The sequence below is a fragment of the Tenacibaculum lutimaris genome (assembly GCF_003610735.1).
Lineage (GTDB): Bacteria > Bacteroidota > Bacteroidia > Flavobacteriales > Flavobacteriaceae > Polaribacter > Polaribacter lutimaris.
Genome location: NZ_RAQM01000006.1, coordinates 523,829 through 547,406, shown reverse-complemented (window position 1 = coordinate 547,406; position 23,578 = coordinate 523,829). Strand labels below are relative to the sequence as shown.

The 23,578-nt window shown below is 30.0% G+C and carries 24 protein-coding genes; 15 read left to right on the top strand and 9 right to left on the bottom strand.

What is annotated here, in order from left to right:
* The first annotated feature begins 1 nt into the window (after position 1).
* A complete protein-coding gene (locus tag C8N26_RS02670) occupies positions 2-298 on the top strand; it encodes a GIY-YIG nuclease family protein (protein WP_120185897.1) in 297 nt (98 codons plus the stop codon).
* 338 nt (positions 299-636) lie between these two features.
* On the opposite strand, the gene C8N26_RS02665 is transcribed toward C8N26_RS02670, so the two are convergent.
* Complete coding sequence (locus C8N26_RS02665; RefSeq protein WP_120185896.1) at positions 637-1,137, bottom strand: Cif family virulence factor; 501 nt, start codon at positions 1,135-1,137, stop codon at positions 637-639.
* 350 nt (positions 1,138-1,487) lie between these two features.
* On the opposite strand from C8N26_RS02665, the gene C8N26_RS02660 reads away from it, so the two are divergent.
* Together C8N26_RS02660 and C8N26_RS02655 are read left to right on the top strand one after the other, a co-directional pair.
* Positions 1,488-1,922, top strand: a complete 435-nt coding sequence (locus C8N26_RS02660; RefSeq protein WP_120185895.1) for a tellurite resistance TerB family protein — start codon at positions 1,488-1,490, stop codon at positions 1,920-1,922.
* A 57-nt stretch (positions 1,923-1,979) separates the two neighbouring features.
* On the top strand, positions 1,980-2,573 hold the full coding sequence (locus tag C8N26_RS02655; protein ID WP_120185894.1) for a hypothetical protein: 594 nt from the start codon (positions 1,980-1,982) through the stop codon (positions 2,571-2,573).
* Positions 2,574-2,623: 50 nt separating this feature from the next.
* Here C8N26_RS02655 and gltX read toward each other — a convergent pair whose 3' ends face one another.
* The gene (gltX, locus tag C8N26_RS02650; RefSeq protein ID WP_120185893.1) at positions 2,624-4,141 is read right to left on the bottom strand and encodes a glutamate--tRNA ligase; all 1,518 of its coding nucleotides are present in this window, start codon (positions 4,139-4,141) and stop codon (positions 2,624-2,626) included.
* A 258-nt stretch (positions 4,142-4,399) separates the two neighbouring features.
* Between gltX and C8N26_RS02645 the strand changes: the two genes are divergently transcribed.
* The 4 genes from C8N26_RS02645 to C8N26_RS02630 all read left to right on the top strand — a co-directional run bounded on the left by C8N26_RS02645 (position 4,400) and on the right by C8N26_RS02630 (position 11,076).
* Entirely contained in the window at positions 4,400-7,684 is a 3,285-nt protein-coding gene (locus tag C8N26_RS02645; protein ID WP_120185892.1) for a DUF4175 family protein, read from the top strand.
* Positions 7,685-7,773: 89 nt separating this feature from the next.
* Positions 7,774-8,190 carry an rRNA maturation RNase YbeY gene (gene ybeY / locus C8N26_RS02640; RefSeq protein ID WP_028891627.1) on the top strand — a complete coding sequence of 139 codons (417 nt, stop codon included), beginning with the start codon at positions 7,774-7,776 and terminating at the stop codon, positions 8,188-8,190.
* 31 nt (positions 8,191-8,221) lie between these two features.
* Entirely contained in the window at positions 8,222-10,099 is a 1,878-nt protein-coding gene (mnmG, locus tag C8N26_RS02635; protein ID WP_120185891.1) for a tRNA uridine-5-carboxymethylaminomethyl(34) synthesis enzyme MnmG, read from the top strand.
* A gap of 122 nt (positions 10,100-10,221) precedes the next feature.
* Positions 10,222-11,076 carry a class I SAM-dependent methyltransferase gene (locus C8N26_RS02630; RefSeq protein WP_245962522.1) on the top strand — a complete coding sequence of 285 codons (855 nt, stop codon included), beginning with the start codon at positions 10,222-10,224 and terminating at the stop codon, positions 11,074-11,076.
* 143 nt (positions 11,077-11,219) lie between these two features.
* Here the strand turns inward: C8N26_RS02630 and C8N26_RS02625 are convergent, their stop codons facing one another.
* On the bottom strand, positions 11,220-11,618 hold the full coding sequence (locus C8N26_RS02625) for a DoxX family membrane protein (protein WP_028891624.1): 399 nt from the start codon (positions 11,616-11,618) through the stop codon (positions 11,220-11,222).
* Between the two features lie 115 nt (positions 11,619-11,733).
* Here C8N26_RS02625 and C8N26_RS02620 point away from each other — a divergent pair, with 115 nt between their 5' ends.
* Both C8N26_RS02620 and C8N26_RS02615 read left to right on the top strand, forming a co-directional pair.
* Entirely contained in the window at positions 11,734-12,660 is a 927-nt protein-coding gene (locus C8N26_RS02620; protein ID WP_120185890.1) for an SPFH domain-containing protein, read from the top strand.
* 2 nt (positions 12,661-12,662) lie between these two features.
* Positions 12,663-12,980 (top strand): heavy metal-binding domain-containing protein, encoded by a 318-nt coding sequence (locus tag C8N26_RS02615; RefSeq protein ID WP_120185889.1) that lies wholly within the window; start codon positions 12,663-12,665, stop codon positions 12,978-12,980.
* 54 nt (positions 12,981-13,034) lie between these two features.
* Here the strand turns inward: C8N26_RS02615 and C8N26_RS02610 are convergent, their stop codons facing one another.
* The 4 genes from C8N26_RS02610 to rnr all read right to left on the bottom strand — a co-directional run bounded on the left by C8N26_RS02610 (position 13,035) and on the right by rnr (position 16,851).
* Complete coding sequence (locus C8N26_RS02610; RefSeq protein ID WP_120185888.1) at positions 13,035-13,229, bottom strand: Sec-independent protein translocase subunit TatA/TatB; 195 nt, start codon at positions 13,227-13,229, stop codon at positions 13,035-13,037.
* 33 nt (positions 13,230-13,262) lie between these two features.
* Complete coding sequence (locus C8N26_RS02605; protein WP_120185887.1) at positions 13,263-13,940, bottom strand: head GIN domain-containing protein; 678 nt, start codon at positions 13,938-13,940, stop codon at positions 13,263-13,265.
* A 74-nt stretch (positions 13,941-14,014) separates the two neighbouring features.
* Positions 14,015-14,638 carry a hypothetical protein gene (locus tag C8N26_RS02600; RefSeq protein WP_120185886.1) on the bottom strand — a complete coding sequence of 208 codons (624 nt, stop codon included), beginning with the start codon at positions 14,636-14,638 and terminating at the stop codon, positions 14,015-14,017.
* A gap of 17 nt (positions 14,639-14,655) precedes the next feature.
* A complete protein-coding gene (gene rnr, locus C8N26_RS02595; RefSeq protein ID WP_120185885.1) occupies positions 14,656-16,851 on the bottom strand; it encodes a ribonuclease R in 2,196 nt (731 codons plus the stop codon).
* Between the two features lie 118 nt (positions 16,852-16,969).
* On the opposite strand from rnr, the gene C8N26_RS02590 reads away from it, so the two are divergent.
* From C8N26_RS02590 to C8N26_RS02580, 4 genes are all read left to right on the top strand, one after another.
* On the top strand, positions 16,970-17,881 hold the full coding sequence (locus C8N26_RS02590; protein WP_245962514.1) for a diacylglycerol/lipid kinase family protein: 912 nt from the start codon (positions 16,970-16,972) through the stop codon (positions 17,879-17,881).
* A 78-nt stretch (positions 17,882-17,959) separates the two neighbouring features.
* A complete protein-coding gene (locus tag C8N26_RS13455; protein WP_170141618.1) occupies positions 17,960-18,127 on the top strand; it encodes a hypothetical protein in 168 nt (55 codons plus the stop codon).
* Positions 18,128-18,905: 778 nt separating this feature from the next.
* Complete coding sequence (gene rpiB / locus C8N26_RS02585) at positions 18,906-19,337, top strand: ribose 5-phosphate isomerase B (RefSeq protein ID WP_028891616.1); 432 nt, start codon at positions 18,906-18,908, stop codon at positions 19,335-19,337.
* Positions 19,337-19,777 (top strand): GNAT family N-acetyltransferase, encoded by a 441-nt coding sequence (locus C8N26_RS02580; protein WP_120185883.1) that lies wholly within the window; start codon positions 19,337-19,339, stop codon positions 19,775-19,777. The genes rpiB and C8N26_RS02580 overlap by 1 nt, the downstream gene beginning before the upstream one ends.
* Positions 19,778-19,939: 162 nt before the next feature.
* Here the strand turns inward: C8N26_RS02580 and C8N26_RS02575 are convergent, their stop codons facing one another.
* Complete coding sequence (locus C8N26_RS02575) at positions 19,940-20,515, bottom strand: pseudouridine synthase (protein ID WP_120185882.1); 576 nt, start codon at positions 20,513-20,515, stop codon at positions 19,940-19,942.
* Positions 20,516-20,628: 113 nt separating this feature from the next.
* Between C8N26_RS02575 and recA the strand changes: the two genes are divergently transcribed.
* The gene (recA, locus tag C8N26_RS02570) at positions 20,629-21,636 is read left to right on the top strand and encodes a recombinase RecA (RefSeq protein ID WP_028891613.1); all 1,008 of its coding nucleotides are present in this window, start codon (positions 20,629-20,631) and stop codon (positions 21,634-21,636) included.
* Positions 21,637-21,739: 103 nt separating this feature from the next.
* Here recA and dut read toward each other — a convergent pair whose 3' ends face one another.
* Positions 21,740-22,171, bottom strand: a complete 432-nt coding sequence (gene dut, locus C8N26_RS02565; protein WP_120185881.1) for a dUTP diphosphatase — start codon at positions 22,169-22,171, stop codon at positions 21,740-21,742.
* Positions 22,172-22,269: 98 nt separating this feature from the next.
* Here dut and C8N26_RS02560 point away from each other — a divergent pair, with 98 nt between their 5' ends.
* A complete protein-coding gene (locus tag C8N26_RS02560) occupies positions 22,270-23,265 on the top strand; it encodes an NAD(P)H-dependent glycerol-3-phosphate dehydrogenase (protein WP_120185880.1) in 996 nt (331 codons plus the stop codon).
* The last annotated feature ends 313 nt before the right edge of the window (positions 23,266-23,578 follow it).

Genomic DNA, 23,578 nt, shown 5'->3' with positions numbered 1-23,578 from the left:
TATGAAAAAGCCTTGTATTTACCTCTTAACCAACAAGAATAATACTGTTATATACATTGGAGTTACTTCTAACCTAATCAAAAGAGTTTATGAGCATAAATCAGGAAAACACAATGGTTTTTCTCATCGATATAATTGTGATAAACTCGTGTATTTCGAACAATTTTCTACTATGGATGAAGCGATTGCTAGAGAGAAACAGTTAAAAGCTGGTAGTAGAAAAAGAAAAGAGAATTTGATTAATCTTGAGAATCCTGATTGGTTGGATTTAGCTGAGGGTTGGGTGTTCGATTTTTAAAATATTTTGTCATTACAAAGGAGGTACAACTGAAGTAATCTGTTTATTTACAACTCATAAGGAAAAGATTGCTTCGCTAACGCTCGCAATGACGATATATGAATGATAACAAAACATAAAAATAAGCGTCATTACGAGGAGGATACGACGACGTAATCTGTTGGTTGGGAACACACTATTTAAAGATTGCTTCGCTGTCGCTCGCAATGACGATATATGAATAATAGCAAAACATAAAAATAAGCGTCATTACGAGGGAGGTGACGACCGAAGTAATCTGTTAGTTGAGAACACACTATTTAGAGATTGTTTCGCTGTACTTCAGAATTACAGCTATGTTATTGTAAACAATTCCCTGTTTCGAAATCTTGTTTGGTAATTAGTTTTCCATTCATAGTATTGGTATCCCAATCTTGAGCTATAAACCATTGATTGTTTATTTTTTTCAATACCACGTGGAAACTTCCGTATGAAATAGTAGGTTTTTTATCTTTTTCTGTGGAAATGATTCGGTAATAACCTACTTCATAACCTGTATGTTCCTTATAAATTCTTTGGTCGAAACAAAAGTCTATCTTTCGTCTTTTATTAATTGGTTTCTGATAAGAAGCTTCAATAGAATTTTTGTATTCAGCTCCTATACGAATTCCATATTTGTTCGCTCTTAAAACATCATCGGTATGTAAACTGTTAAATGTTTTCCAATCTCGAGCTTCAAAAGATTTTTTAAATGGTTGCCAAACTTGCTCATTAATTTCATTTTCTATGTCTTGTTGATTTTGTGAAAAACCAAACACGGTTGAAAAAAGAAAAAAACAAAAGGTAAGTACTAATTTCATTTTTGCTTCTATTAAAATTTGCTCGTTAACAAGTTAGTTAATTTTTTATACTTTTTTTCGAAATGATAAAAAATACCTATTTGGTCTTCAATTTTTGGTTTTACAAAGCTAAAAACGCCATAAAACCATTTTAAACAACGATAATAACAAGATATAGGTATTTGTATTGCTGTTTTTAAAAAGCGTCTTAAATCACCAATTAAATAATCCTATTTTATTACTACTTTTTATACAAAACAAAACAACTATAAGAAAAAATAATACCTTGTTTTTGGGTAGAATTGTTAACTTTCGACGAAAGTTGACAGGCTTTAAACTTACCTGTTGATAGTATTTATAAAAATAAAATTATGTCGATATCAGATTTATATTCGAGCGGAAAACACAAACAAGAAATAGGGCATTTTGCCAGCATCGTAAAAATTGCTAAAGTTGACGGAATCATTTCTGAAGGTGAACAAGAACTATTAGATAGAGCTTCTAAGAAATTAAACATTAGTGAAGAAGAATATACTCTTATTTTAAAAAGTCCTGAAAAATTTCCTGTAAACTCACCAGTAAGTTACGATGAGCGTATTGAACGTTTATATCTTTTAACTAAAATGATTTTTGCTGATGAAGAAGTAGCAAAAGAAGAAGTTGGTATACTTCGTAAAATAGCACTCGCCTTAAACTTTTCTGATAAAAATGTTGAAAAAGTTTGTGATGAAGCCATCCATTTAATTTTAAATGATAATGATTTAGATGACTTTACTATCGCTATTAAAAATGTTAATCTCAATTAAATTTAATATACTAAAACCCTTTTAAACCAGTTATTACTCTTAAACACAATTCTCCCGATGAAACATAAAATTTTATTCATAGCAATCTTTACCTGTTTAACAACATCCGTTTTTTCACAAAACTTAAACGATTCTTGGCAAATAGGTATAGGTTTCGGAATAACGAAATTTAGTGAAAGTGATGCCGCTTTTATTGGTGATCAACACTTATTTCAAGTACCAACCTTAAGTTTAACTATGCCTATTGGCGATCGTTTTTCTTTAGATGGAGCCATGTCATTTAACACAATTGATGATGTAGGGTTTATTTCTAATTCAGTAAAGTATTTTTCTATGGATGCTTCTTTTCGTTATAATTTTGATGCTGTATTAGATAAACTTGCTCCGTATGTTTTTATTGGAGGAAGTTTAGTAGATTCTGAACGTAAAATGACACCAACATTGAATATTGGTGGTGGTGGAATTTACTGGGTGAGTGATAAAGTGGGTATCAATCCTCAATTATATTACAAGCACTCTTTTGAAGGATACGAAAGTATGCGTTCGCACATTCAAGGAACTTTAGGTATTGTTTTCAAATTAAATTGGAATAATAGTGGTTCTTCAGGAAGACGTAGTTCAGCTAAACATTTAGGAGGTTGTATGATTTAAACCTCAAAATATAAAATAAAAAAGCCGCTTAATAAGCGGCTTTTTTTGTATTATGATAATGCGTTTATTGCATTTTGTATTCTTGTAATGGTAGTTTCTTTACCAATCATTGTCATAATATCAAACAAATCTGGTCCTGCCAACTTACCTACTAAACTTAAACGAAGTGGTTGCATTACTTTACCAAAACCAATTTCTTTAGAAGTAATCCACCCTTTAATATCTGTTTGAGCATTTTCAACTGAGAAATCTTCAATTTTAGAAATTACTTCAATTAACTCTTGCATTAAAGCTCCAGTTTCAGGTTTCCATTGTTTCTTTGCTGCTTTCTCATCATATTCTGATGGGTTTTCAAAGAAAAAGTTTGATAACTCCCAAAAATCTGCCACAAACGTAGCACGTTCTTTTATTAAACCAACTACTTTTTCAGCATAGGCTTCATCCGTTTTAATTCCTTTTTCTTCAAGAATAGGTAAATATAAATCGGTTAAAACTTTATTCGATTTTTGTTGTAAATACTGTTGATTAAACCATTTTGTTTTATCTGGACTGAATTTCGCTCCTGATTTACTTACTCTACTTAAATCAAACGCTTCTACAAGCTCTTCTAAACTGAACATTTCTTGTTCCGTTCCTGGATTCCACCCTAAGAAAGCTAACATATTAATGAAAGCATCAGCAAAATACCCGTCTTCTCTATATCCACGTGAAACATCGTTAGTTTCTTCGTTAGTATATTCTAACGGGAAAACTGGGAAACCTAATTTATCACCATCACGTTTACTTAATTTTCCTTTTCCTACTGGTTTTAAAATTAATGGTAAGTGAGCAAATTTTGGTGCTTTCCAACCAAAAGCGCGGTATAATAATTCGTGAAGTGGGAGAGAAGGTAACCATTCTTCACCACGAATTACATGCGAAATTTCCATTAAATGATCATCAACAATATTTGCTAAGTGATAGGTTGGCATACCATCTGACTTAAACAATACTTTATCATCTAAGGTATTTGTTTCAACTTTAATCGTACCACGGATTTCATCTTGTAAAATCAAGGTTTCATCTTGTGGAGTCTTAAAACGGATTACATACTTTTCTCCTGCATTTATCTTTTCTGAAACTTCGTCAGCAGAAAGCGCTAAAGAATTGTTTAATTTTAATCGGTTATGCCAATTGTAGATAAAGGTTTTTCCTTTTTCTTCATGGTCTTTACGGTGTGCATCTAATTCTTCTGCAGTATCAAAAGCATAATACGCCCAACCGCTTTCAATCAACTGGTCGGCATATTTTTTATACAAATCTTTACGCTCAGACTGACGGTATGGTCCGAATTTTTCATTTTTACCTGGACCTTCATCGAAAGGAATATTACACCATTCTAAAGAATTGATGATGTATTGTTCTGCATTAGCTACATAACGAGTTTGATCGGTATCTTCTATACGTAAAACAAAAGTTCCGTTATGTTTTTTAGCAAATAAATAATTGAATAAAGCAGTTCTTACACCACCCATGTGTAAAGGTCCTGTCGGACTCGGAGCAAAGCGTACTCTTACGTTCTCAGTCATTTTTTATTGATTTGAAAACGCAAAGATAGTTTTATGTTTAGAAATAGAAAAGAGAATCAAGATCGCTTCGCTGAAAGAATAAAGACATGTAGCTAAAAGAAAAAATAACGCAACTATAACTAATCATCTAATTCTATTAATTCATGACTTCATACAACCGATTTTTAACGCTTTTCAGGAGTTTTCTCCCTAAAACAACATGTTTACACAAATCTTAACTTAGAATTCCTCATAAAACATGTATTTTTATAATTACTTATGGGAGAGTTTACGAAAATACAGCAAAAGCTACAGCAATTCAGTAGAAAATACTATACCAATGAATTGATAAAAGGAAGCATTTTATTTGTTTCATTAGGGTTACTATATTTATTTTTCACCTTATTTATTGAATATTTTCTTTGGTTACAACCCACTGCTAGAACCCTTTTATTTTGGTTGTTTATTGTTGTTGAATTGTTTTTACTATTCCGTTTTATATGTTTTCCTATCTTTAAAATTATAGGATTACAAAAAGGAATTTCTTTTGAAGAGGCTTCTAAAATTATTGGAAACCATTTTCCTGAAGTACAAGATAAATTATTAAACGTACTACAATTACAACAAACCAATCAGCAATCTGATTTATTAGTTGCAAGTATTGAACAAAAATCGAAAGAATTACAACCCATATCTTTCAACAAAGCCATCAATTTTAGTAGCAATAAAAAATATTTAAAATATGTATTGATTCCTGTTTTTATTTGGGTGCTTTCTCTGCTTACAGGAACTTCTGAAAAGCTTTCTCAAAGTTTAAATCGAGTAGTAAATCATTCGGTAGATTACAATCCGCCTGCTCCATTTTATTTTAATTTAACCGCAAAAGATTTACGTGTTATTAAAGGAAAAGATATAACTATATATTTTCAAACAACAGGAGAGGTTATTCCAAATGAAGCTAAAGTTCATTTCAATAATCAGCAATACTTTTTAGAAAACGAAGGAAACGGATTATTCTCTTATACTTTTTCAGAAGTACAAAACCCCATAACTTTTTATGCGAGTGCAAATGGTATTAATTCACAAGAATATAAACTTACCATAATCAATACTCCTTCAATACAAAACATTTCATTACATCTACAATATCCATCGTATATTAAAAAAGCTAATGAGACTATTAACAACACTGGAAACTTAAATGTTCCACAAGGAACATTCATTACTTGGAATATTAAAACTTCTGAAACCGATACAGTTACCTTCATCAATAAAGAAAAAAGAGAAATTTTTACACGAAAAGAAAACGAGAAATTTGAGTTTAAAAAACAACTGAATGAGAGTTTACACTATCAAATTGCCACATCTAATAAAAACTTAAAAGATTACGAACAATTACAATTTTCTATTGATGTTATTAAAGATGAATATCCAACGATTTCAGTCAATTCTAACATCGATAGTATTACTAGAGGTAATGCTCAATTTGCAGGTCAAATTGCAGATGATTATGGATTTAAAAAACTAGAAATAGTTTATTATGATAAAAGCAATTCTCAGAATATTGAGAGTAAATCAATAACCATTAATAAAGAGAATATCCAAACTTTCTATTTTGAATTTCCTGGTGATTTGAATCTAAAAAATGGTATCAATTACGAATTATATTTTCAAGTATATGATAACGACATTGTAAATGGTAGTAAAAACGCCCTGAGTAAAAAGTTTAGTTATCGTCAAAAATCTGAAGAAGAAATAGAGGAAGAACTTTTATTAGAGCAAAAAAATTACATTGAAAACATTAACAATTCTTTGGATCAACAACAAAAAAGTAAAAAAGAATTGGAGAAAATACAGTTCGATTTACAGAATAAAAAGAACATTAACTGGAACGATCAGAAGAAAATTCAGAATTTGGTTAAGCGTCAAGAACAGTATAAGGAAATGATGCAACGTCAAACCCAAAAGCTGCAAGAAAATTTCTCTGAAAAGAAAGAAGAAAATGAAACACTTCAAGAGAAAAAAGAAAACTTACAAAAACGTATAGAAGAACTTAAAAAACTTGAAAAGCAACAAAAGTTGTTAGATGAGTTAAAGAAGTTAGCGGACAAACTAAATAAGGAAGAGCTCATAAAAAAGACCAAAGAACTTGCTGAACAAAACAAACAACAAGAACGTAGTTTGGAGCGTATTTTAGAAATGACCAAACGTTTTTATGTAGAACAGAAGATGAATCAGCTAGCAAATAAGCTTGATGAATTATCAAAAAAACAAGAAAAATTAAGCGATAAAAACACAACAAAAGAAGAGCAAAAAGAAATTAATACTGAATTTCAAAAAGCAAAAAAAGAATTAAATGATCTTGATAAAGACAATAAAAATTTAAAACAACCCATGGAAATCCCTTCTATGGAAAATTTAGAAAAAGAAGTTCAAGAAGAACTCAATAAGGCTGATGAAAATTTAGACAACGATCAGCAACAGAATGCTAAAAAAAATCAGAAAAAGGCTTCTGAGAAAATGCAGCAAATGAGTCAGAAGATGCAACAAGCTATGCAATCGATGAGTGCTGAAATGGAGGAGGAGAATATGGAAGGTTTACGTCAAATCTTAGAAAATTTAATTACGTTTTCTTTTGATCAAGAAGCATTGATGGATGAGTTTTCTTCAACAAATTCTTCACATCCAAACTTTGGTAAAAATTTACAAAAACAACACCAGCTTAAAACTTATTTTGAACATATAGATGATAGTTTATTTGTACTTTCTATGCGTATACCTAGTATATCATCTAAAGTACAAGATCAACTAGCACAAGCTCATTATAACTTAGATCAATCATTAGAAAACTTTGCCGATAATTATTTTCAAAATGGCGTATCAAATCAACAGTATGTTATGACTTCTGCAAACACACTAGCAGATATGTTAAGTAATACATTAGATGCTATGCAAAACCCAAAACCAGGAAACGGAAAAGGCAAGGGGAAGGGCAAATCGTTTAGTTTACCAGACATTATTCAACAGCAAAATGAATTGATGGAAAAGATGAAAGAAGGCATGCAAAAACAAAATCAAGGCAAACCAAAAGACGATAAAGAAGGACAAAAAGAAGGTGAGGGTGAAGGCGAAAAGAATGACGATTTAGATGGTGAATTATATCAAATTTACAAAGAACAATCTCAACTAAGAGAGCAATTAGAAAATGCTATTAAAGAAGGAAACGGAGATAATAAAGAAGCTAAAAAAGCATTGAAGAAGATGGAAGAATTAGAAAATCAAATTTTAGAAAAAGGTTTTACTCAAGAAAGCATTAATAGAATGCAGCAATTAAATTATGAATTGCTAAAACTAGACAAAGCTACCTTTGAACAAAACAGAGAAAAACAACGTAAATCGAATACCAATTTACAAGAGTTTAATAACAATAACAGTAAAGAACTAAAATTTAAAAAGTTGTTTTATAACCAAACAGAGATATTAAACAGACAATCACTACCTTTGCGCCAAAATTACAAGAAGAAGGTTCAAGAGTACTTTAGCCTTCCAAAAGATAAAGAATAACGTATTAAAAAGCCTTAAAAAATAGTAATTACTATAGCTTTTTAATTAACAGTTTACGATTAAGAATATATAGTATTTAATATAAAGAAATGATTGCATTTAATTACGAAACCGAATTTCAATTACACAATGAAGAAAACACTTCAAAATGGATAGAATCCTGTATTGAAAAGGAAGGTTTTGAACTAGGAGAAATCAACTATATTTTTTGTGATGATGCTTATTTACACAAAATCAATGTTGAATTTTTACAGCACGATACTTTAACCGACATTATCAGTTTCGATTATACCTTAGGTAAATTAGTAGGAGGTGATATTTTTATTTCTGTAGAAAGAGTAGAAGAGAATGCTAAAGAGTTTAATGTTTCTTTTGAAAACGAATTGCACCGCGTAATTATCCATGGTATTTTACACTATATGAAATACAAGGATAAAACAGAAGAAGAGAAAGAATTAATGCGTTCGAAAGAAAACGAATGTTTAGAAATTTTAGATAAAAAATAAAAAGCGTTCCACGTGGAACTGAATAAAAAAAATGAGTTTATTTAATACAACATACGATGTAATTGTAGTAGGAGGTGGACATGCTGGTAGCGAAGCAGCTGCAGCAAGTGCAAACATGGGAGCACACACTTTGTTAATTACAATGAACTTACAAAATATTGCTCAAATGAGTTGTAACCCTGCAATGGGAGGTATTGCGAAAGGGCAAATAGTACGCGAAATTGATGCCCTAGGTGGTTACAGTGGTATTGTAACCGATAAGACCGCAATTCAATTTAAAATGCTTAACAAATCAAAAGGACCTGCAATGTGGAGTCCAAGAGCACAATCAGACAGAATGCAATTCGCAGAATGCTGGAGAACGATGTTAGAGCAAACCGAGAATTTAGATTTTTACCAAGATTCTGTAAACGGATTGTTGTTTGATGGTGATACTATCGCAGGAGTTAAAACAGCTTTAGGTTTAGAAATAAAAGCCAAAACAGTAATCGTTACAGCGGGTACTTTTTTAAACGGATTGATTCACATTGGTGAAAAAACATTTGGTGGTGGTAGAGCAGGAGAAGGTGCTTCAACAGGTATAACAGAAGATTTAGTTGCTAGAGGTTTTGAAGCTGGAAGAATGAAAACAGGAACACCTCCACGTGTTGATGGACGTTCGTTAGATTATTCAAAAATGACAGAACAACCAGGTGATGACGCTCCTGAAAAATTCTCGTATTTACCAATTACAAAACCATTAGCGAAACAACGTTCTTGTTATTTAACGTATACCAATCCTGAAGTTCATGATTTACTTCGTGAAGGGTTTGATCGTTCACCAATGTTTAACGGTCGAATTAAATCAACAGGTCCTCGCTATTGTCCTTCTGTAGAAGATAAAATTAATCGTTTTGCAGAGAAAGAACGTCATCAGGTTTTTGTTGAACCAGAAGGATGGAATACGGTAGAAATATATGTAAATGGATTCTCTACCTCACTTCCAGAAGATATCCAAGACAAAGCTATTCGTTCAATTCCTGGATTTGAAAACGTAAAGTTTTTCAGATATGGATATGCTATCGAATACGATTATTTTCCACCAACACAATTAAAACACAATTTAGAAACTAAGTTAATTAATAACTTATTTTTCGCTGGTCAAATTAACGGAACGACAGGTTACGAAGAAGCAGCTGCACAAGGTTTAATGGCGGGTGTAAATGCTGCTTTAAAAGTTCAAGAAAAAGAACCTTTTATTTTAAAAAGAAGTGAAGCATATATCGGTGTTTTAATAGATGATTTAATTACTAAAGGAACAGAAGAGCCATATAGAATGTTTACTTCTCGTGCTGAATATAGAACACTCTTAAGACAAGATAATGCCGATTTACGTTTAACAGAGAAATCTTATAAGTTAGGTTTAGCTTCTCAAGAAAGAATGGATAGAGTAGAAGAGAAGAAAAACAAAACTCAAAACTTAATTGATTTTATAAGTAATTTAAGTATTACAAAAGAAGAAGTAAATCCTATTTTAGAAAGTAAGAATTTAGCGACAATTAATCAGTCAATGAAACTCTATAAAATTGCTGCTAGACCTCAATTAACTTTTTCAGATTTTCGATCTATTGAAAACTTAGAAAACTATATCCAAGAAAATTCAATCGACGATGAAATTATCGAACAAGTAGAAATTCATTTAAAATATTCTGGTTACATAGAAAAAGAAAAAAGTAATGCTGATAAATTAAATAGATTAGAGAATGTACCTATTCCTTCTACTTTTGATTACAGCAAAGTAAAATCTTTATCGTTTGAAGCGAGGGAAAAATTATCTAAAATACAACCTACATCCATTTCACAAGCTAGTAGAATAAGTGGAGTATCACCTAGTGATATTTCTGTATTACTTGTATACATGGGTAGATAACTAACCGTATTTAGAACCATAAAAAATAAAATGTTCCATGTGGAACGTTTTATTTTTTTATGTATAATTGCTAAACCAAAAACCAATGTTCCACATGGAACACTCAACACACATAAAGTTTGATTACAGAAAAAGAGTTCTATAAGAACTTAAAACCTTTTTTAAACTGTATAGATTATACAGTTTCTGAGGAGAGTTATGAAGTAATGAAAAACGAAGTTTACGATATGCTCGTAACTTCTCCTGTTCCTAGTAATTTAGATAAATACTATTTAAGTGAAAATTACATTTCACATACAGATAGTAAAAAATCTCTATTTGATAAAGTTTACCAGCTTGTAAAAAATCATACCCTTAAGAAAAAACTCAAATTAATTAACTCATTTAAAACAGAAGAAAAAACTATTTTAGATGTAGGTGCAGGCACGGGAGATTTTTTAAAAGTATGTAAAACTGGTGGTTGGAAAATTACAGGTATAGAACCTTCAGACAAAGCTAGAGAATATGCAGAAAGTAAAAATATAGTTTTGTATGAAAATTTAAATCAAGTTGAAAACAATCAATTTGATGTAATTACTCTTTGGCATGTTTTAGAACATATTCCTAATCTGGTTGAATATATTAAACAATTAAAAAAATTATTAAAACCAAATGGAGTATTAATTATAGCAGTACCTAATCATAAAAGTTTTGATGCAAAACATTACAAAGAGTTTTGGGCTGCTTATGATGTTCCAAGACATTTATGGCATTTTTCAAAAACAGCTATTTCAAAACTATTTTCTTTGGTTGATATGAATGTTGAAAAAATACTTCCTATGAAATTTGATTCGTATTATGTTTCACTTTTATCAGAAAATTACAAAACAAAAAAATCTAGACCTTTTAACGCATTTTTCATTGGTTTACAATCAAATTTAAAAGCAAAAAGAAACGGTGAGTATTCTTCTTTAATTTATATCATTAAAAACAGGTAAAACTTAATTTAAAGGTTATTATTTCAGTTTAAAATATTAAAACATAGAAACACCTTAATAAAAATAAAAAACCTCTTAAAATTGATTTTTTAAGAGGTTTTTTAATAAGTAAAAATTATTAAATATTTAATTTAAAATAAAAATTATCTATTTAATAAATACACAGCTAAAATGGCTATTAAAAAATAAACTGCTAATGTCATTGCTCCGGCATAATCTTTTGCTAAACGTTGACCTATTAATAAAAAAATTAAAGTTAAAGCACATAATTCAGCTCCTATTAAAGCATAAGTATTATTTCCTGTAGTTGCTAAATGGAAAATTCCTACAAACATTAAAGCCCCTGCTAATAATTCTAAAACTAAAATAATAGCTAATAAAAGAGGTACTGAATTTTTTAATGGTGAGTTTTGAAAATGATCTTTAATAAAAGATAAATTTCCTTTCCAATCACTTACCTTATCTATTCCAGATTGTAAAAAAGTAACGATTAAAAAAAGTAATAACAAGATTTCTGTTATGCTTTGTTGTATAAGTTCCATAAAGTTGATTTTTTACAAATATATATTTTAAAATGGACTGTAACAATTCAAAAAAAGTTCGTCATATAAATAGTATCTTTAACAAAAAAATTACTAACATTTAAAAATTAAAACTATGCCTATTTACATGTATCCGGTTATCGTTATCGGTTTTTTTGTATTCTTATCAATCTTTTTTATTGTTAAACAACAAACTGCAGCTGTTATTGAACGTTTTGGTCGCTATCAAAGTATTCGTCACTCAGGATTGCAATTAAAAATTCCTTTAATGGATAGAATTGCAGGAAAATTGAGTTTAAAAATTCAGCAATTAGATGTAATCGTTGAAACAAAAACGTTAGATGATGTATTTGTAAAACTAAAAGTATCTGTTCAATACAAAGTAATAAAAGATAAGGTATATGATGCTTTTTATAAGTTAGATTATCCTCACGATCAGATTACTTCTTATGTTTTTGATGTTGTTCGTGCAGAAGTACCTAAAATGCGCTTAGATGACGTATTTGTTAAGAAAGATGATATTGCAATCGCTGTAAAAACAGAATTAAACGACGCTATGATGGATTATGGTTACGATATTATTAAAACCTTAGTTACCGATATAGATCCTGATGCTCAAGTAAAAGCTGCAATGAACAGAATTAATGCAGCTGATAGAGAAAAAACAGCAGCTCAGTATGAAGGAGATGCACAACGTATTTTAATTGTTGAAAAAGCAAAAGCTGAGGCTGAGAGTAAGCGCTTACAAGGACAAGGTATTGCCGATCAACGTCGGGAAATTGCTCGTGGTTTAGAAGAATCTGTTGAAGTATTAAACCGTGTAGGTATTAACAGTCAAGAAGCATCTGCTTTAATTGTAGTAACACAGCATTATGATACCTTACAATCATTAGGAGAAGAAACCAATAGTAATTTAATATTATTACCTAATTCACCTCAAGTAGGAAGTAATATGTTAAATGATATGGTAGCAAGCTTTACAGCAAGTAATCAAATAGGAGAGGCGATGAAAAAAGCTCAAGATAAAAAAGATAAAGAGTAATTATGATATTATCAACCACACCATCATTAGAAAATAAACCTGCTAAAGAATATTTAGGTATTGTTACTGGTGAAACAATTATAGGAGCAAACGTTTTTAAAGACTTTTTTGCAAGTGTAAGAGATATTGTAGGGGGTAGATCTGGATCTTATGAAAAAGTACTTAGAGAAGCTAAAGAAATAGCTATTAAGGAAATGACTGAAAGAGCTGAAAGACTAGGTGCAGATGCGGTAGTAGGAATCGATTTAGATTATGAAACCGTAGGAGCAAGTGGAGGTATGCTTATGGTAACAGCCTCTGGTACTGCTATAAAACTATAAACAAATAAAAAACCGAAACGTAAATGTTTCGGTTTTTTTATATAAAGTATATACTTATTTTTTTTCTTCTGCTTTATCAGCATCTTCATCTTCATTTTTGGTAGCATCTTTAAATTCTTTGATACCTGTACCTAATCCTCTCATTAATTCAGGAATTTTTCTACCTCCGAATAATAATAATACTAATGCAACGACAATAGCTATTTGCCAAGGCCCAATCATTCCTAAAAATATTGTAAGTAAGTTCATTTTTATAAAATTTTGCTGTACAAAGATACAAAATTAACCTCTGTGTTCAATTACTCCACCAATTACTTTTTTATCTCTAAAAACTTCAGGTTTTCCTTTGTAAAAAATAGAACCTCCAAACGATACTTTAGCGTCTAAAGTTTCACCTGCTTGTACTTCTACTTTAGATCCAGATCCTGCTTTAACAATAGTCATTTCTTCTACTGCTACTTTATATCCGTGATACATGCCACCTAAATCTGCATCAACATTTTGGTTCTTTGTACTACCAGAAAGCCTTATAACTGCCCCAGAAGAGCTTTTTACCTTTAAATGCTTAACCTTAACTACAAGATTGATAAAAGCTCCTTCTTGAGCCTTTATTTCAACTTTTTGTTGATTAATATCTTTACCAGTTATTGTTGCACCTTCATTGGCATCAATTACATCAATATCTTCTTTATAATACAAGGTAGCTTTTACCTTTCCATCGGCTGTAGTTTCAGGAAATTTTAATAATACTTTTAATGTATATCCTTCAACTTTTATCTTTACTTTATCAGTTTTTTCACCAGTAACTACAATTTTAGATTCGTTTGATTTAACTAATTCTAAATCAATTCCGTTATACACTTTTACTTGGTAAAAGCTACCTAATTCTTTCGTCATGGTTGTTTGAGCTGATGCTATAACAGTAATCAAAAACAAACTTATAAATACTAAATTCTTCATAATAAATCCATTAGTTTATTGTAGTAAAACAATAATTATACCAATACAATAAAGACAAATATTGAAATTTATTGTTAAAAACTAAATTTAATTTCTTGTTTCTTTAAAGTTTTCAATACTTTTCCTTCTTTAGGTTTACGTATGGTATTTATAAAAGTATATACAAAAAGTAAGGTAAGTAATCCTCCTACAATTAAAGAACCTGTAGGTCCTAAAAAATCAGCAATTCCTACAATAATTTTCCTAATTAAACTTCTTCTTCCACTAGTATCAAGATGCTGACCATTTTGAATACTTAAAGCAGTTGTGTACAATACCCAAGTAATACCTCCAAAAAGAGCAGTACCGAATAGTGAAGGTTTTATCTGTTTTAAAAGTGAATAATTTTTAATTTCTACTCCTTTTAAATTTGATACAAAGAAATTATTAACATCAGTAAAAACCTCAGAATTGGTGTTTATTTCAATATCTTTTATCTTACTATCCTTAAATTCAATTGTAATTTGAGAATCAGATTCGTTAAAAAGAACTTCTTTTATGTCATTTGTTTTATAAATAGACATGTTAGAAAGTTCGTTATTCTCTATAAGATCGTTAATGTTAACATCTTTAGTTTCTTCTGTTATCCAAATTGAGTTTTCAGTTGCAATTAAATAATTTTTTGTTTTTTCTGTTTCGTTTGTAATCCAAATTTTCATAGTTATTTATATATAATTTAATGTGATATCAAATTAAAATCTAGGTGTTTACGCTCTAAATCAGTGTGTTTTACTTTTACAACAACTTCATCACCTAATTGAATCATGTTTTTAGTCGACTGACCAATCACAGCATATTGTTTTTCGTCAAAGATATAATAATCGTCCTTAATGTCTTTAATACGCACCATACCTTCACATTTATTGGATTTTATTTCTACATAAATTCCCCATTCAGTAACACCAGAAACAACACCTTCAAATTCTTGATCTTTATGATCTTGCATGTATTTAACTTGCATATATTTGATAGAATCTCTTTCTGCTTTTGATGCTAATTCTTCCATTTTTGAAGAGTGTTTACATTTCTCTTCATAAATTTCAGCTTTAGGTGAATTTCCTCCATCTAAATAGTGTTGTAATAAACGATGCGTCATCACATCAGGATAACGACGAATTGGTGAAGTAAAGTGGCTATAATAATCAAAAGCTAATCCGTAGTGGCCTATATTTTGAGTAGTATATTCTGCTTTACTCATGGAACGAATCGCTAAGGTTTCTACCATATTAGCTTCACCTTTTCCATGAACATCAGATAATAATTTATTTAAACTGTCAGAAGTTTTTTGACGTGTTTCTGTATTAATCTTATATCCAAACTTGCTTACTATATTCTGTAAAGAAGCTAATTTTTCAACATCAGGTTCGTCGTGTACACGATAAACAAAAGTTTTATTACTTGGTCTTCCACCTGATAATCCAACAAATTCAGCTACTTTTTTATTAGCTAACAACATAAATTCTTCAATTAATTTATTAGCATCTTTGGCTTCTTTAAAGAATACTCCAGTAGGATTTGCATTTTCATCTAAGTGAAACTTTACTTCAATTTTATCGAAAGAAATAGCACCAGATTTCATGCGTTTCTTGCGCATTTTTTTTGCTAATTCATCAAGTTTAAGCGTAGCTTCAACAATATTTTCATCAACTTCATAGGCTTCACCAGTTAATGAGACATCTTCTGGAATAATATTACCTTTTGTTTCTATTATCGCTTGGGCTTCTTCATAAGCAAAACGTTTATCAGAATAGGTAACTGTTCTTCCAAACCATTGATTTACTACCTGAGCCTTTTCATTCATTTCAAACACTGCTGAGAATGTAAGTTTTTCTTCATTTGGTCGTAAAGAACAAACTCCGTTACTTAACATTTCAGGAAGCATTGGTACTACTCTGTCAACTAAATACACTGATGTTGCACGATCGTAAGCTTCATCATCTAAAATAGTTTTTGGTTGTACATAATGTGAAACATCAGCAATATGAATTCCTATTTCATAGTTTCCATTTTCTAGTACAGTAAATGATAAGGCATCATCAAAATCTTTGGCATCTTTAGGATCGATAGTAAAGGTTAAATCACCACGCATATCTCTACGTTTGGCAATTTCTTCTTTCGTAATTTCTATTGGTAATTCAGATGCTTCTTTTTCAACTTCAGTAGGAAACTCGTATGGTAATCCATATTCTAATAAAATAGAATGAATTTCAGTATCATGATCTCCTGGTCTTCCAAGAACTTGTGTAATTTTTCCAAATGGATTTTTAGAATTCTCTGGCCAATCAGTCATTGTAGCAACGACTTTATCACCATCATTAGCTCCATTCAATTTACTTTGAGAGATGAAGATATCAGCATACATTTTATTGCTGTCAGGTACTACAAATCCAAAATTTTTATTCATTTGTAAAACCCCTACAAATTCAGTTTTTGCTCTTTCTATAATTTCAACAACATCAGCTTCTTGTTTATTACTTCTACGTTTGTTGTATACATACGCTTTAACTGTATCGTTATGTAAACCTTTACCTAAATTAACAGATGGGACAAAAATATCGTGTTCAAAGTCATCACAAATAAAATAGGCATTTCCGTTGGAAGTAACATCTAAAGTACCAATGTGATATTTACGATCTTCATTAATTTGAAATTTACCTCGGTCAACTTCTTTTATCTTTTTATTAGCGGTTAGTTCAGCTAATTTTTGAATAATTTGAGTCTTGCCATCAGTATCAGAAACTTTCAATTTAGCAGCAATCTGCTTATAATTGTAATATTTATTGCTGTCTTCGTTAAGTATTTTGAAAATGTTTCGGGTAAGATCTTTAATTACCTTTCCCTTTTTTTTGTAGATTTTTTTCTTTCTAGTCATTAATCTTTCGTCTTATTTAATTTTCAACCAAAGTACGAATAAAATTAACGCTAATGATTTTAAATAACTGTTATAAATTCATTTCGTACATTTCAACTTTTTATTTAAAAGTATGTATATGAGTGATTCATGGTTTGTAATTGTAAATCCAGTTGCAGGAAAAGGTAATTTTAATAAGATTTGGAATACTATTCAACAAGAATTAACAACTCAAAATATTACCTTTAAGTATGCACAAACTACCCATACTAAACATGAAATAGCATTAGTTCAAGAAGCTATTAATGAAGGTTTTAAAAAAATTATTTCGGTAGGTGGTGATGGTACTTTACATCATATTATTAACGGAATAATGACTCAAAATACAATTGATAATCAAGAAATTACAATAGCTGTAATTCCGTTAGGAACCGGAAATGATTGGATTAAAACCTATAATATTTCAAAAAATATAAAAAAAGCAATTAGTTATATTCAACAAGGTAAAACGATACACCAAGATATTGGCTATTTAGAGTTAGAAAACACCTCTTCATACTTTTGTAATGTAGCAGGAATAGGTTATGATGGATATGTTGTTAATAAGTTGAACAAGTTAAAAAGATTTGGACCTATTGCCTACTTATTAAGTGGAATAGCGGGTTTATTACTTTATAAAAAAACTACTTTTATTATAGAAGTTAACAATCAAATTATTAAAACTAAATGTTTAATGACCTTATTCGGAATTTGTAAATTTTCTGGTGGGGGTATGCAATTAACTGATTATAATTACAGTAGTAATGGTTTATTTGATATAACGGTTGCTAAGAACTTCTCATTAGTAGATTTATTATTTAATATTCGAAAGTTATACAACGGAAAAATAGTACAACATAAAAAGGTAGAAACACATGCATCAAACTCATTGTTAATAACTCCTTTAAATAGTACAGATTTACCTTATATTCAAGCAGATGGAGAGTTAATAGGTCAAGGTTCAGTAAAAGTAAGTATGTTTAAAAGGGCTGTTAAAATCATAATTCCATAAAAAAGTTAAAAAAAACTTAAGAAAATTGTAACATATCTTAATTTTATACGTCTTTATAATAAAAGAAAGTCGTTATAAATGAAAAGCTTACGCAAAATAATAGCATTATTTATTTTCATATTCATTACAGGAATTATTGTTACTGTAGTAAGTATTAATACGACTTTAAACGAAAAAAATCCTACAGAAGTAGTAAAAGCAAAAGACTCTGTTTACCTTATAAAAGCAGCTAAAAAAGCCGTTTAATCGTAAGGCGATAGCCAAGTAATTTTCTATTAAACACACTTATCAGTACTTATTAACAAAAGTAGCTTACACAGCTTAATTTTTCGGAATTTTACCTTGCAGAAGGAGAAAGAACAGGATTCCTTCTCTCTATCTTATTTCAGCAACTTTCAACCAAAAGAAGTTTAAGAAAGCTTTCTAAGTAATAAATCACAAATACGTAAAAACTAAAATTGATCTTCAGAAAAAGAAAATCTAGAATTTCAAAAAAACGGTTATCAACATATTATATTATTAATAAAAAAGATTTTTAAAATTTAAAAAAAGAAATGATTGTTATTATAGCGTGTTAATATGTGGAATAAAAAGTGGATTTAATTTTTGGTAGAATGACTTATTAAAATAAATAAACAAGTTATTAGATAAATAAAATCTTTAAAATCAACTATAAAATAGAGTTATTAACAAAAGTTATAAACAGTAATTCACGTAATTTTATGAATAGTTAATTTATTTTTAAATGTAAAAAAAGGGTTAATTTTATGTTGATAAATGTTCATTAAAATCTCAAAAAAAAAGTTGCATAATTAATTCTTGTTCTTGTATTGTAAAAAATATTTAAAAAATCAAATTTTCTTTTTAAAATATACTATTAGTTCTTAACAATTAGATAACATGCTTTAATCCCTTAATTTTTAATGGGTTATTAAGAATACTAAAAAAAGCATTGTTAATTACTGTTGATAACCGTGAATAACTGTATTTTTGTAACTCACAACTGAATTAAAATCAACAAATTATGACAATCGCTGTAGGAAATGACCATGCAGGTACAGAATATAAGTTTGAAATTGTTAAACTTTTAGAAGAATTAGGACATAAAGTAATCAACTTTGGTACGAATGATACTGATAGTATGGATTACCCAGATACCATTCACCCAACTGCAGAAGCTGTAGAGACAGGACAAGCTGAAATGGGTATTATTTTATGTGGAAGTGGTAACGGAGCGCAAATGACAGCTAATAAACACCAAGGAGTTCGTGCTGCTTTGTGTTGGAATAATGAATTAGTTGAATTAACACGTCAACATAATGATGCGAATATCCTAACAATTCCAGCTCGCTTTGTATCGTTACAACAAGCCTTAGGTTTTGTAAAAATATTCTTATCGACTGAATTTGAAGGTGGACGTCATGCTAATAGAGTAGAAAAAATAGCTTGCTGTTAATGAATATCACGGTAAAAAAATTTCAAGAATTAACAACTTCAGAACTGTATGAGATACTTCAATTACGTTCTGAAGTTTTTGTTGTTGAACAAGATTGTGTATATCAAGATATTGATGGTAAAGATCTTAAAGCATTACATGTTTTAGGTGTAAAAGAAGGAAAAATAATAGCTTATACACGATTGTTTAATAGTGGTGAATATTTTGATACACCTAGTATTGGTAGGGTAGTAGTAAAGGAAAGTGAACGTAAATATGGTTACGGACACGATTTGATTAAAGCATCAATCAAAGCAATTGTTGATAACTATAATGAAACTACAATTACCATTTCTGCACAAACCTATTTACAAAAATTCTACGAATCTCACGGATTTAAACAAATAGGTGAGGGCTATTTAGAAGATGGAATACCACATATAAGAATGGTGAGGAAATAATTATTTTTTATTTTCTTTTTTACTCATTTTATAAAGTAAATATCCAAAGCCTATTAAAAAGTGTAGAATAATTATACCCGCTATAATGTAAATAAAAGTGTTTGAATTATCTCTCATACTTGTAAAAGTACTTAAAAGATACTTTTTAAAAAGTAACTTAGGTTACAGTAATTCCTCAACCTCTCTTACTTCACCCACCTGCATATTACCCAATAAAATATCACCCACACGAATACGTACCAAACGGAGGGTAGGAAATCCAACAGCAGAAGTCATTTTTCGTACCTGTCTAAATTTTCCTTCAGTTAAGATAACTGATATCCAAGGTGTAGGACCGTGACGAGCATCGCGAATTTTTTTAGAACGTTCAGGAAGATTAGGATCATCAATAATTTTAACCTTGCAAGGTTTTGTCATATATTTTTTTCCATCAAAACCAATTTCAACTCCGCTTTGTAATTGTTTAATAGCCTCCGTAGTAATAGCACCATCTAGTTGAACATAATATTCCTTTTCAACTCCGCCTCTGGTAGTAATAAAATCGCTTACTTTTCCATCTGTTGTAAGTAATAATAATCCTTCCGATTTTACATCTAACCTACCAACAGCCATTGTTTTTTCAGGAAAATCATATAATTCTCCTAACAACTTGTGTTTGCCTCCTTTTATTTGATTGGTTATAAATTGAGAAAGAAAACCGTATGGTTTGTAAATAATAAAGTGATGATGCTCTGACATCTGTTATTTTTAAGGAGTACAATATTACAAAATGTAACATAAAAAGATGGGGAATTAAAGTTAGTTTTTCATAACTTAGCCATTCTTATATATTAAAATAATTAGCACGATTTATGGCAGCAGATAAAGAAAAAGAAGCGAAATTAAAAGCGCTTCAACTTACACTAGATAAGCTAGATAAGACCTATGGAAAAGGAACGGTAATGAAGTTAGGCGATAGCCAAGTAGAAGATGTAGATGCTATTTCATCGGGTTCTTTAGGTTTAGATTTAGCTTTAGGAGTTGGAGGTTATCCACGCGGAAGAATTATTGAAATTTACGGACCAGAATCATCGGGTAAAACAACCTTAACAATACATGCAATTGCTGAAGCGCAAAAAGCAGGAGGTATTGCAGCTTTTATTGATGCTGAACATGCTTTTGATCGTTTTTATGCTGAAAGTTTAGGAGTTGATGTAGATAATTTAATTATTTCTCAACCAGATCATGGTGAGCAGGCTTTAGAGATTGCTGATAACTTAATTCGTTCAGGTGCTATTGATATTGTAGTGATTGACTCGGTTGCAGCATTAACACCAAAGTCTGAGATTGAAGGTGAAATGGGAGATTCTAAAATGGGGTTACATGCACGTTTAATGTCTCAAGCTTTACGTAAATTAACAGGAACAATTAGTAAAACTAACTGTACGGTATTTTTCATTAACCAGTTACGTGAAAAAATTGGAGTTATGTTTGGTAACCCAGAAACAACTACAGGTGGTAATGCTTTAAAATTCTACGCATCGGTTCGTTTAGATATTCGTAAGAGAACTCAAATTAAAGATGGCGATAAGGTAATTGGTAACAGTACTAAAGTTAAAATTGTAAAAAATAAAGTGGCTCCACCATTCCAACAAGCAGAATTTGACATCATGTATGGTGAAGGAATTTCAAAAGTAGGTGAAGTTTTAGATATTGGTGTAGAGTACGGAATTATAAAGAAAAGTGGTTCTTGGTTTAGTTACGGAGACACAAAATTAGGTCAGGGAAGAGACGCTGTAAAAGGTGTTATTAAAGACAATCCTGAATTAATGGACGAACTTGAAAATAAAATTAAAGAAGCTATTGAAAATCAAGAATAAGTAATTTAAATTTAAAGTTCAAACTATTACTATTTAAAAAGCTGTTCTTCTTAAAAGAACAGCTTTTTTTTAATTCATAAACCTAAAATTGTAGATAGATATTTTAAACTCCTGTACTACCAAAACCACCAGCACCACGTTCAGTTTTGTTTAAAACTTCTACTTCTTGCCAGTTTACTCGTTCGTGTTTTGCAATAACTAATTGCGCAATTCGCTCACCATCATTTACTATAAAATCTTCGTTAGATATATTTACTAAAATCACTCCAATTTCACCACGATAATCAGCATCTACTGTACCAGGAGAATTTAATACGGTAATTCCTTTCTTAGCAGCGAGTCCACTACGTGGACGAACTTGTGCTTCATATCCAACAGGTAGCGCAATAAATAAACCTGTTTTAATAATAGCTCTTTCAAGTGGTTTTAAAACAATTGCTTCGTCTATATTAGCGCGTAAATCCATTCCAGCAGATCCTTCTGTTTCGTATGTAGGAGTTTGATGTTTGGACTTGTTTATAATTTGTACGTTCATATGTTTCAATAATTTTTTAAAATTCAAATATAATAAGGTTTAAGATTAGAGAGTAGTTTATAGATTTCTTAATTTTGTCATACAAACAAATACTACTTATGAGCAATCAAACTAAAATAGCTGTATTAGGAGGAGGAAGCTGGGCAACTGCTATTGTTAAAATGTTATCCGAAAATTTAGAAACTATTGGTTGGTATATGCGTAGTGTGTATGCAATTGAACATATTAAACGCAATAAACACAACCCAAGTTATTTAAGTTCAGCTGAATTGCATCCAGAACAACTGGATTTGTCAGATGATATGAATTACATTATTGAAAATTACGATGTGTTAATTTTTGCTATTCCATCTGCTTTTTTAAACAAAGAGTTAGAAAAATTGAATGTTTCGTTAGAAAATAAAGTTGTGTTTTCTGCAATTAAAGGTATTGTTCCAGAATCAGGATTAATTGTAGGTGAACATTTTCATACAACATATAATGTTCCGTATGAAAGTATAGGAGTTATTTCTGGTCCTTGTCATGCTGAAGAAGTGGCGATGGAACGTTTATCATATTTAACATTGGCGTGTCAAGACGAAGAAAAGGCTAAAGAGTTAAGTAAATCAATAGCAGGTCGCTATATAAAAACAAAAATTTCCGACGACATTATAGGTACTGAATACGCAGCAATGCTAAAAAACATTTATGCAATTGCAGCAGGAATAGCTCATGGTTTAGGTTATGGAGATAATTTTCAAGCAGTACTAATGAGTAATGCAATTCGTGAAATGAAACGTTTTATTAAAAAAGTACATAAAATGAAGCGTAACATTAACAACTCAGCTTATTTAGGTGATTTGTTAGTTACAGGATATTCTACATTTAGTAGAAATAGAATGTTTGGAAATATGATAGGTAAAGGTTATACGGTAAAATCTGCTATGTTAGAAATGAGTATGGTCGCAGAAGGATATTATGCTACTAAAAGTGCATATCAAATTAATCAAAATAACGGTGCAAAAACTCCAATTATAAACGCTGTATATAATGTCTTATATGACAAAAAAGAAGCGAAAGATGAGTTTTTAAAGTTAACAAATAGATTAGATTAGTTGTTTGCATTTGTACAAATAATCCTTCTTAAAATGAATTAAGAAGCCCCATCAATCGCTTCTATAATTGAGTTGTTTATAGGTTTTGTATAAAAAAATAATAACAAAGTTAATTTAAAAATCTGATTAGTAAATATTTTTGTTAAATTTTTGATGAAAAATAAATAAAGGTATAAAATTACTAATTATTATATTTTTATTACTTTTAGTTTAAAAACAAACAATTATGAAATGAGCCATAACAACTCTTAAAACCTATTGAGATAATTATTGGCGAATTACATCTGACCCTAAGGAATAATTAAAATTAAAC

Excerpts from the sequence above, each read along its gene's own strand:
- C8N26_RS02665 (WP_120185896.1), bottom strand. The coding sequence starts at position 1,137 with ATGAAATTAGTACTTACCTTTTGTTTTTTTCTTTTTTCAACCGTGTTT.
- C8N26_RS02600 (WP_120185886.1), bottom strand. The coding sequence starts at position 14,638 with ATGAAAATTTGGATTACAAACGAAACAGAAAAAACAAAAAATTATTTA.
- recA (WP_028891613.1), top strand. The coding sequence starts at position 20,629 with ATGGCAGCAGATAAAGAAAAAGAAGCGAAATTAAAAGCGCTTCAACTT.
- C8N26_RS02660 (WP_120185895.1), top strand. The coding sequence starts at position 1,488 with ATGTCGATATCAGATTTATATTCGAGCGGAAAACACAAACAAGAAATA.
- C8N26_RS02625 (WP_028891624.1), bottom strand. The coding sequence starts at position 11,618 with ATGGAACTTATACAACAAAGCATAACAGAAATCTTGTTATTACTTTTT.
- C8N26_RS02575 (WP_120185882.1), bottom strand. The coding sequence starts at position 20,515 with ATGTCAGAGCATCATCACTTTATTATTTACAAACCATACGGTTTTCTT.
- rpiB (WP_028891616.1), top strand. The coding sequence starts at position 18,906 with ATGACAATCGCTGTAGGAAATGACCATGCAGGTACAGAATATAAGTTT.
- C8N26_RS02605 (WP_120185887.1), bottom strand. The coding sequence starts at position 13,940 with ATGAAGAATTTAGTATTTATAAGTTTGTTTTTGATTACTGTTATAGCA.
- C8N26_RS02590 (WP_245962514.1), top strand. The coding sequence starts at position 16,970 with ATGAGTGATTCATGGTTTGTAATTGTAAATCCAGTTGCAGGAAAAGGT.
- C8N26_RS13455 (WP_170141618.1), top strand. The coding sequence starts at position 17,960 with ATGAAAAGCTTACGCAAAATAATAGCATTATTTATTTTCATATTCATT.
- gltX (WP_120185893.1), bottom strand. The coding sequence starts at position 4,141 with ATGACTGAGAACGTAAGAGTACGCTTTGCTCCGAGTCCGACAGGACCT.
- mnmG (WP_120185891.1), top strand. The coding sequence starts at position 8,222 with ATGAGTTTATTTAATACAACATACGATGTAATTGTAGTAGGAGGTGGA.
- C8N26_RS02645 (WP_120185892.1), top strand. The coding sequence starts at position 4,400 with ATGGGAGAGTTTACGAAAATACAGCAAAAGCTACAGCAATTCAGTAGA.
- ybeY (WP_028891627.1), top strand. The coding sequence starts at position 7,774 with ATGATTGCATTTAATTACGAAACCGAATTTCAATTACACAATGAAGAA.
- C8N26_RS02580 (WP_120185883.1), top strand. The coding sequence starts at position 19,337 with ATGAATATCACGGTAAAAAAATTTCAAGAATTAACAACTTCAGAACTG.
- C8N26_RS02560 (WP_120185880.1), top strand. The coding sequence starts at position 22,270 with ATGAGCAATCAAACTAAAATAGCTGTATTAGGAGGAGGAAGCTGGGCA.
- rnr (WP_120185885.1), bottom strand. The coding sequence starts at position 16,851 with ATGACTAGAAAGAAAAAAATCTACAAAAAAAAGGGAAAGGTAATTAAA.
- C8N26_RS02615 (WP_120185889.1), top strand. The coding sequence starts at position 12,663 with ATGATATTATCAACCACACCATCATTAGAAAATAAACCTGCTAAAGAA.
- C8N26_RS02620 (WP_120185890.1), top strand. The coding sequence starts at position 11,734 with ATGCCTATTTACATGTATCCGGTTATCGTTATCGGTTTTTTTGTATTC.
- dut (WP_120185881.1), bottom strand. The coding sequence starts at position 22,171 with ATGAACGTACAAATTATAAACAAGTCCAAACATCAAACTCCTACATAC.
- C8N26_RS02610 (WP_120185888.1), bottom strand. The coding sequence starts at position 13,229 with ATGAACTTACTTACAATATTTTTAGGAATGATTGGGCCTTGGCAAATA.
- C8N26_RS02655 (WP_120185894.1), top strand. The coding sequence starts at position 1,980 with ATGAAACATAAAATTTTATTCATAGCAATCTTTACCTGTTTAACAACA.
- C8N26_RS02670 (WP_120185897.1), top strand. The coding sequence starts at position 2 with ATGAAAAAGCCTTGTATTTACCTCTTAACCAACAAGAATAATACTGTT.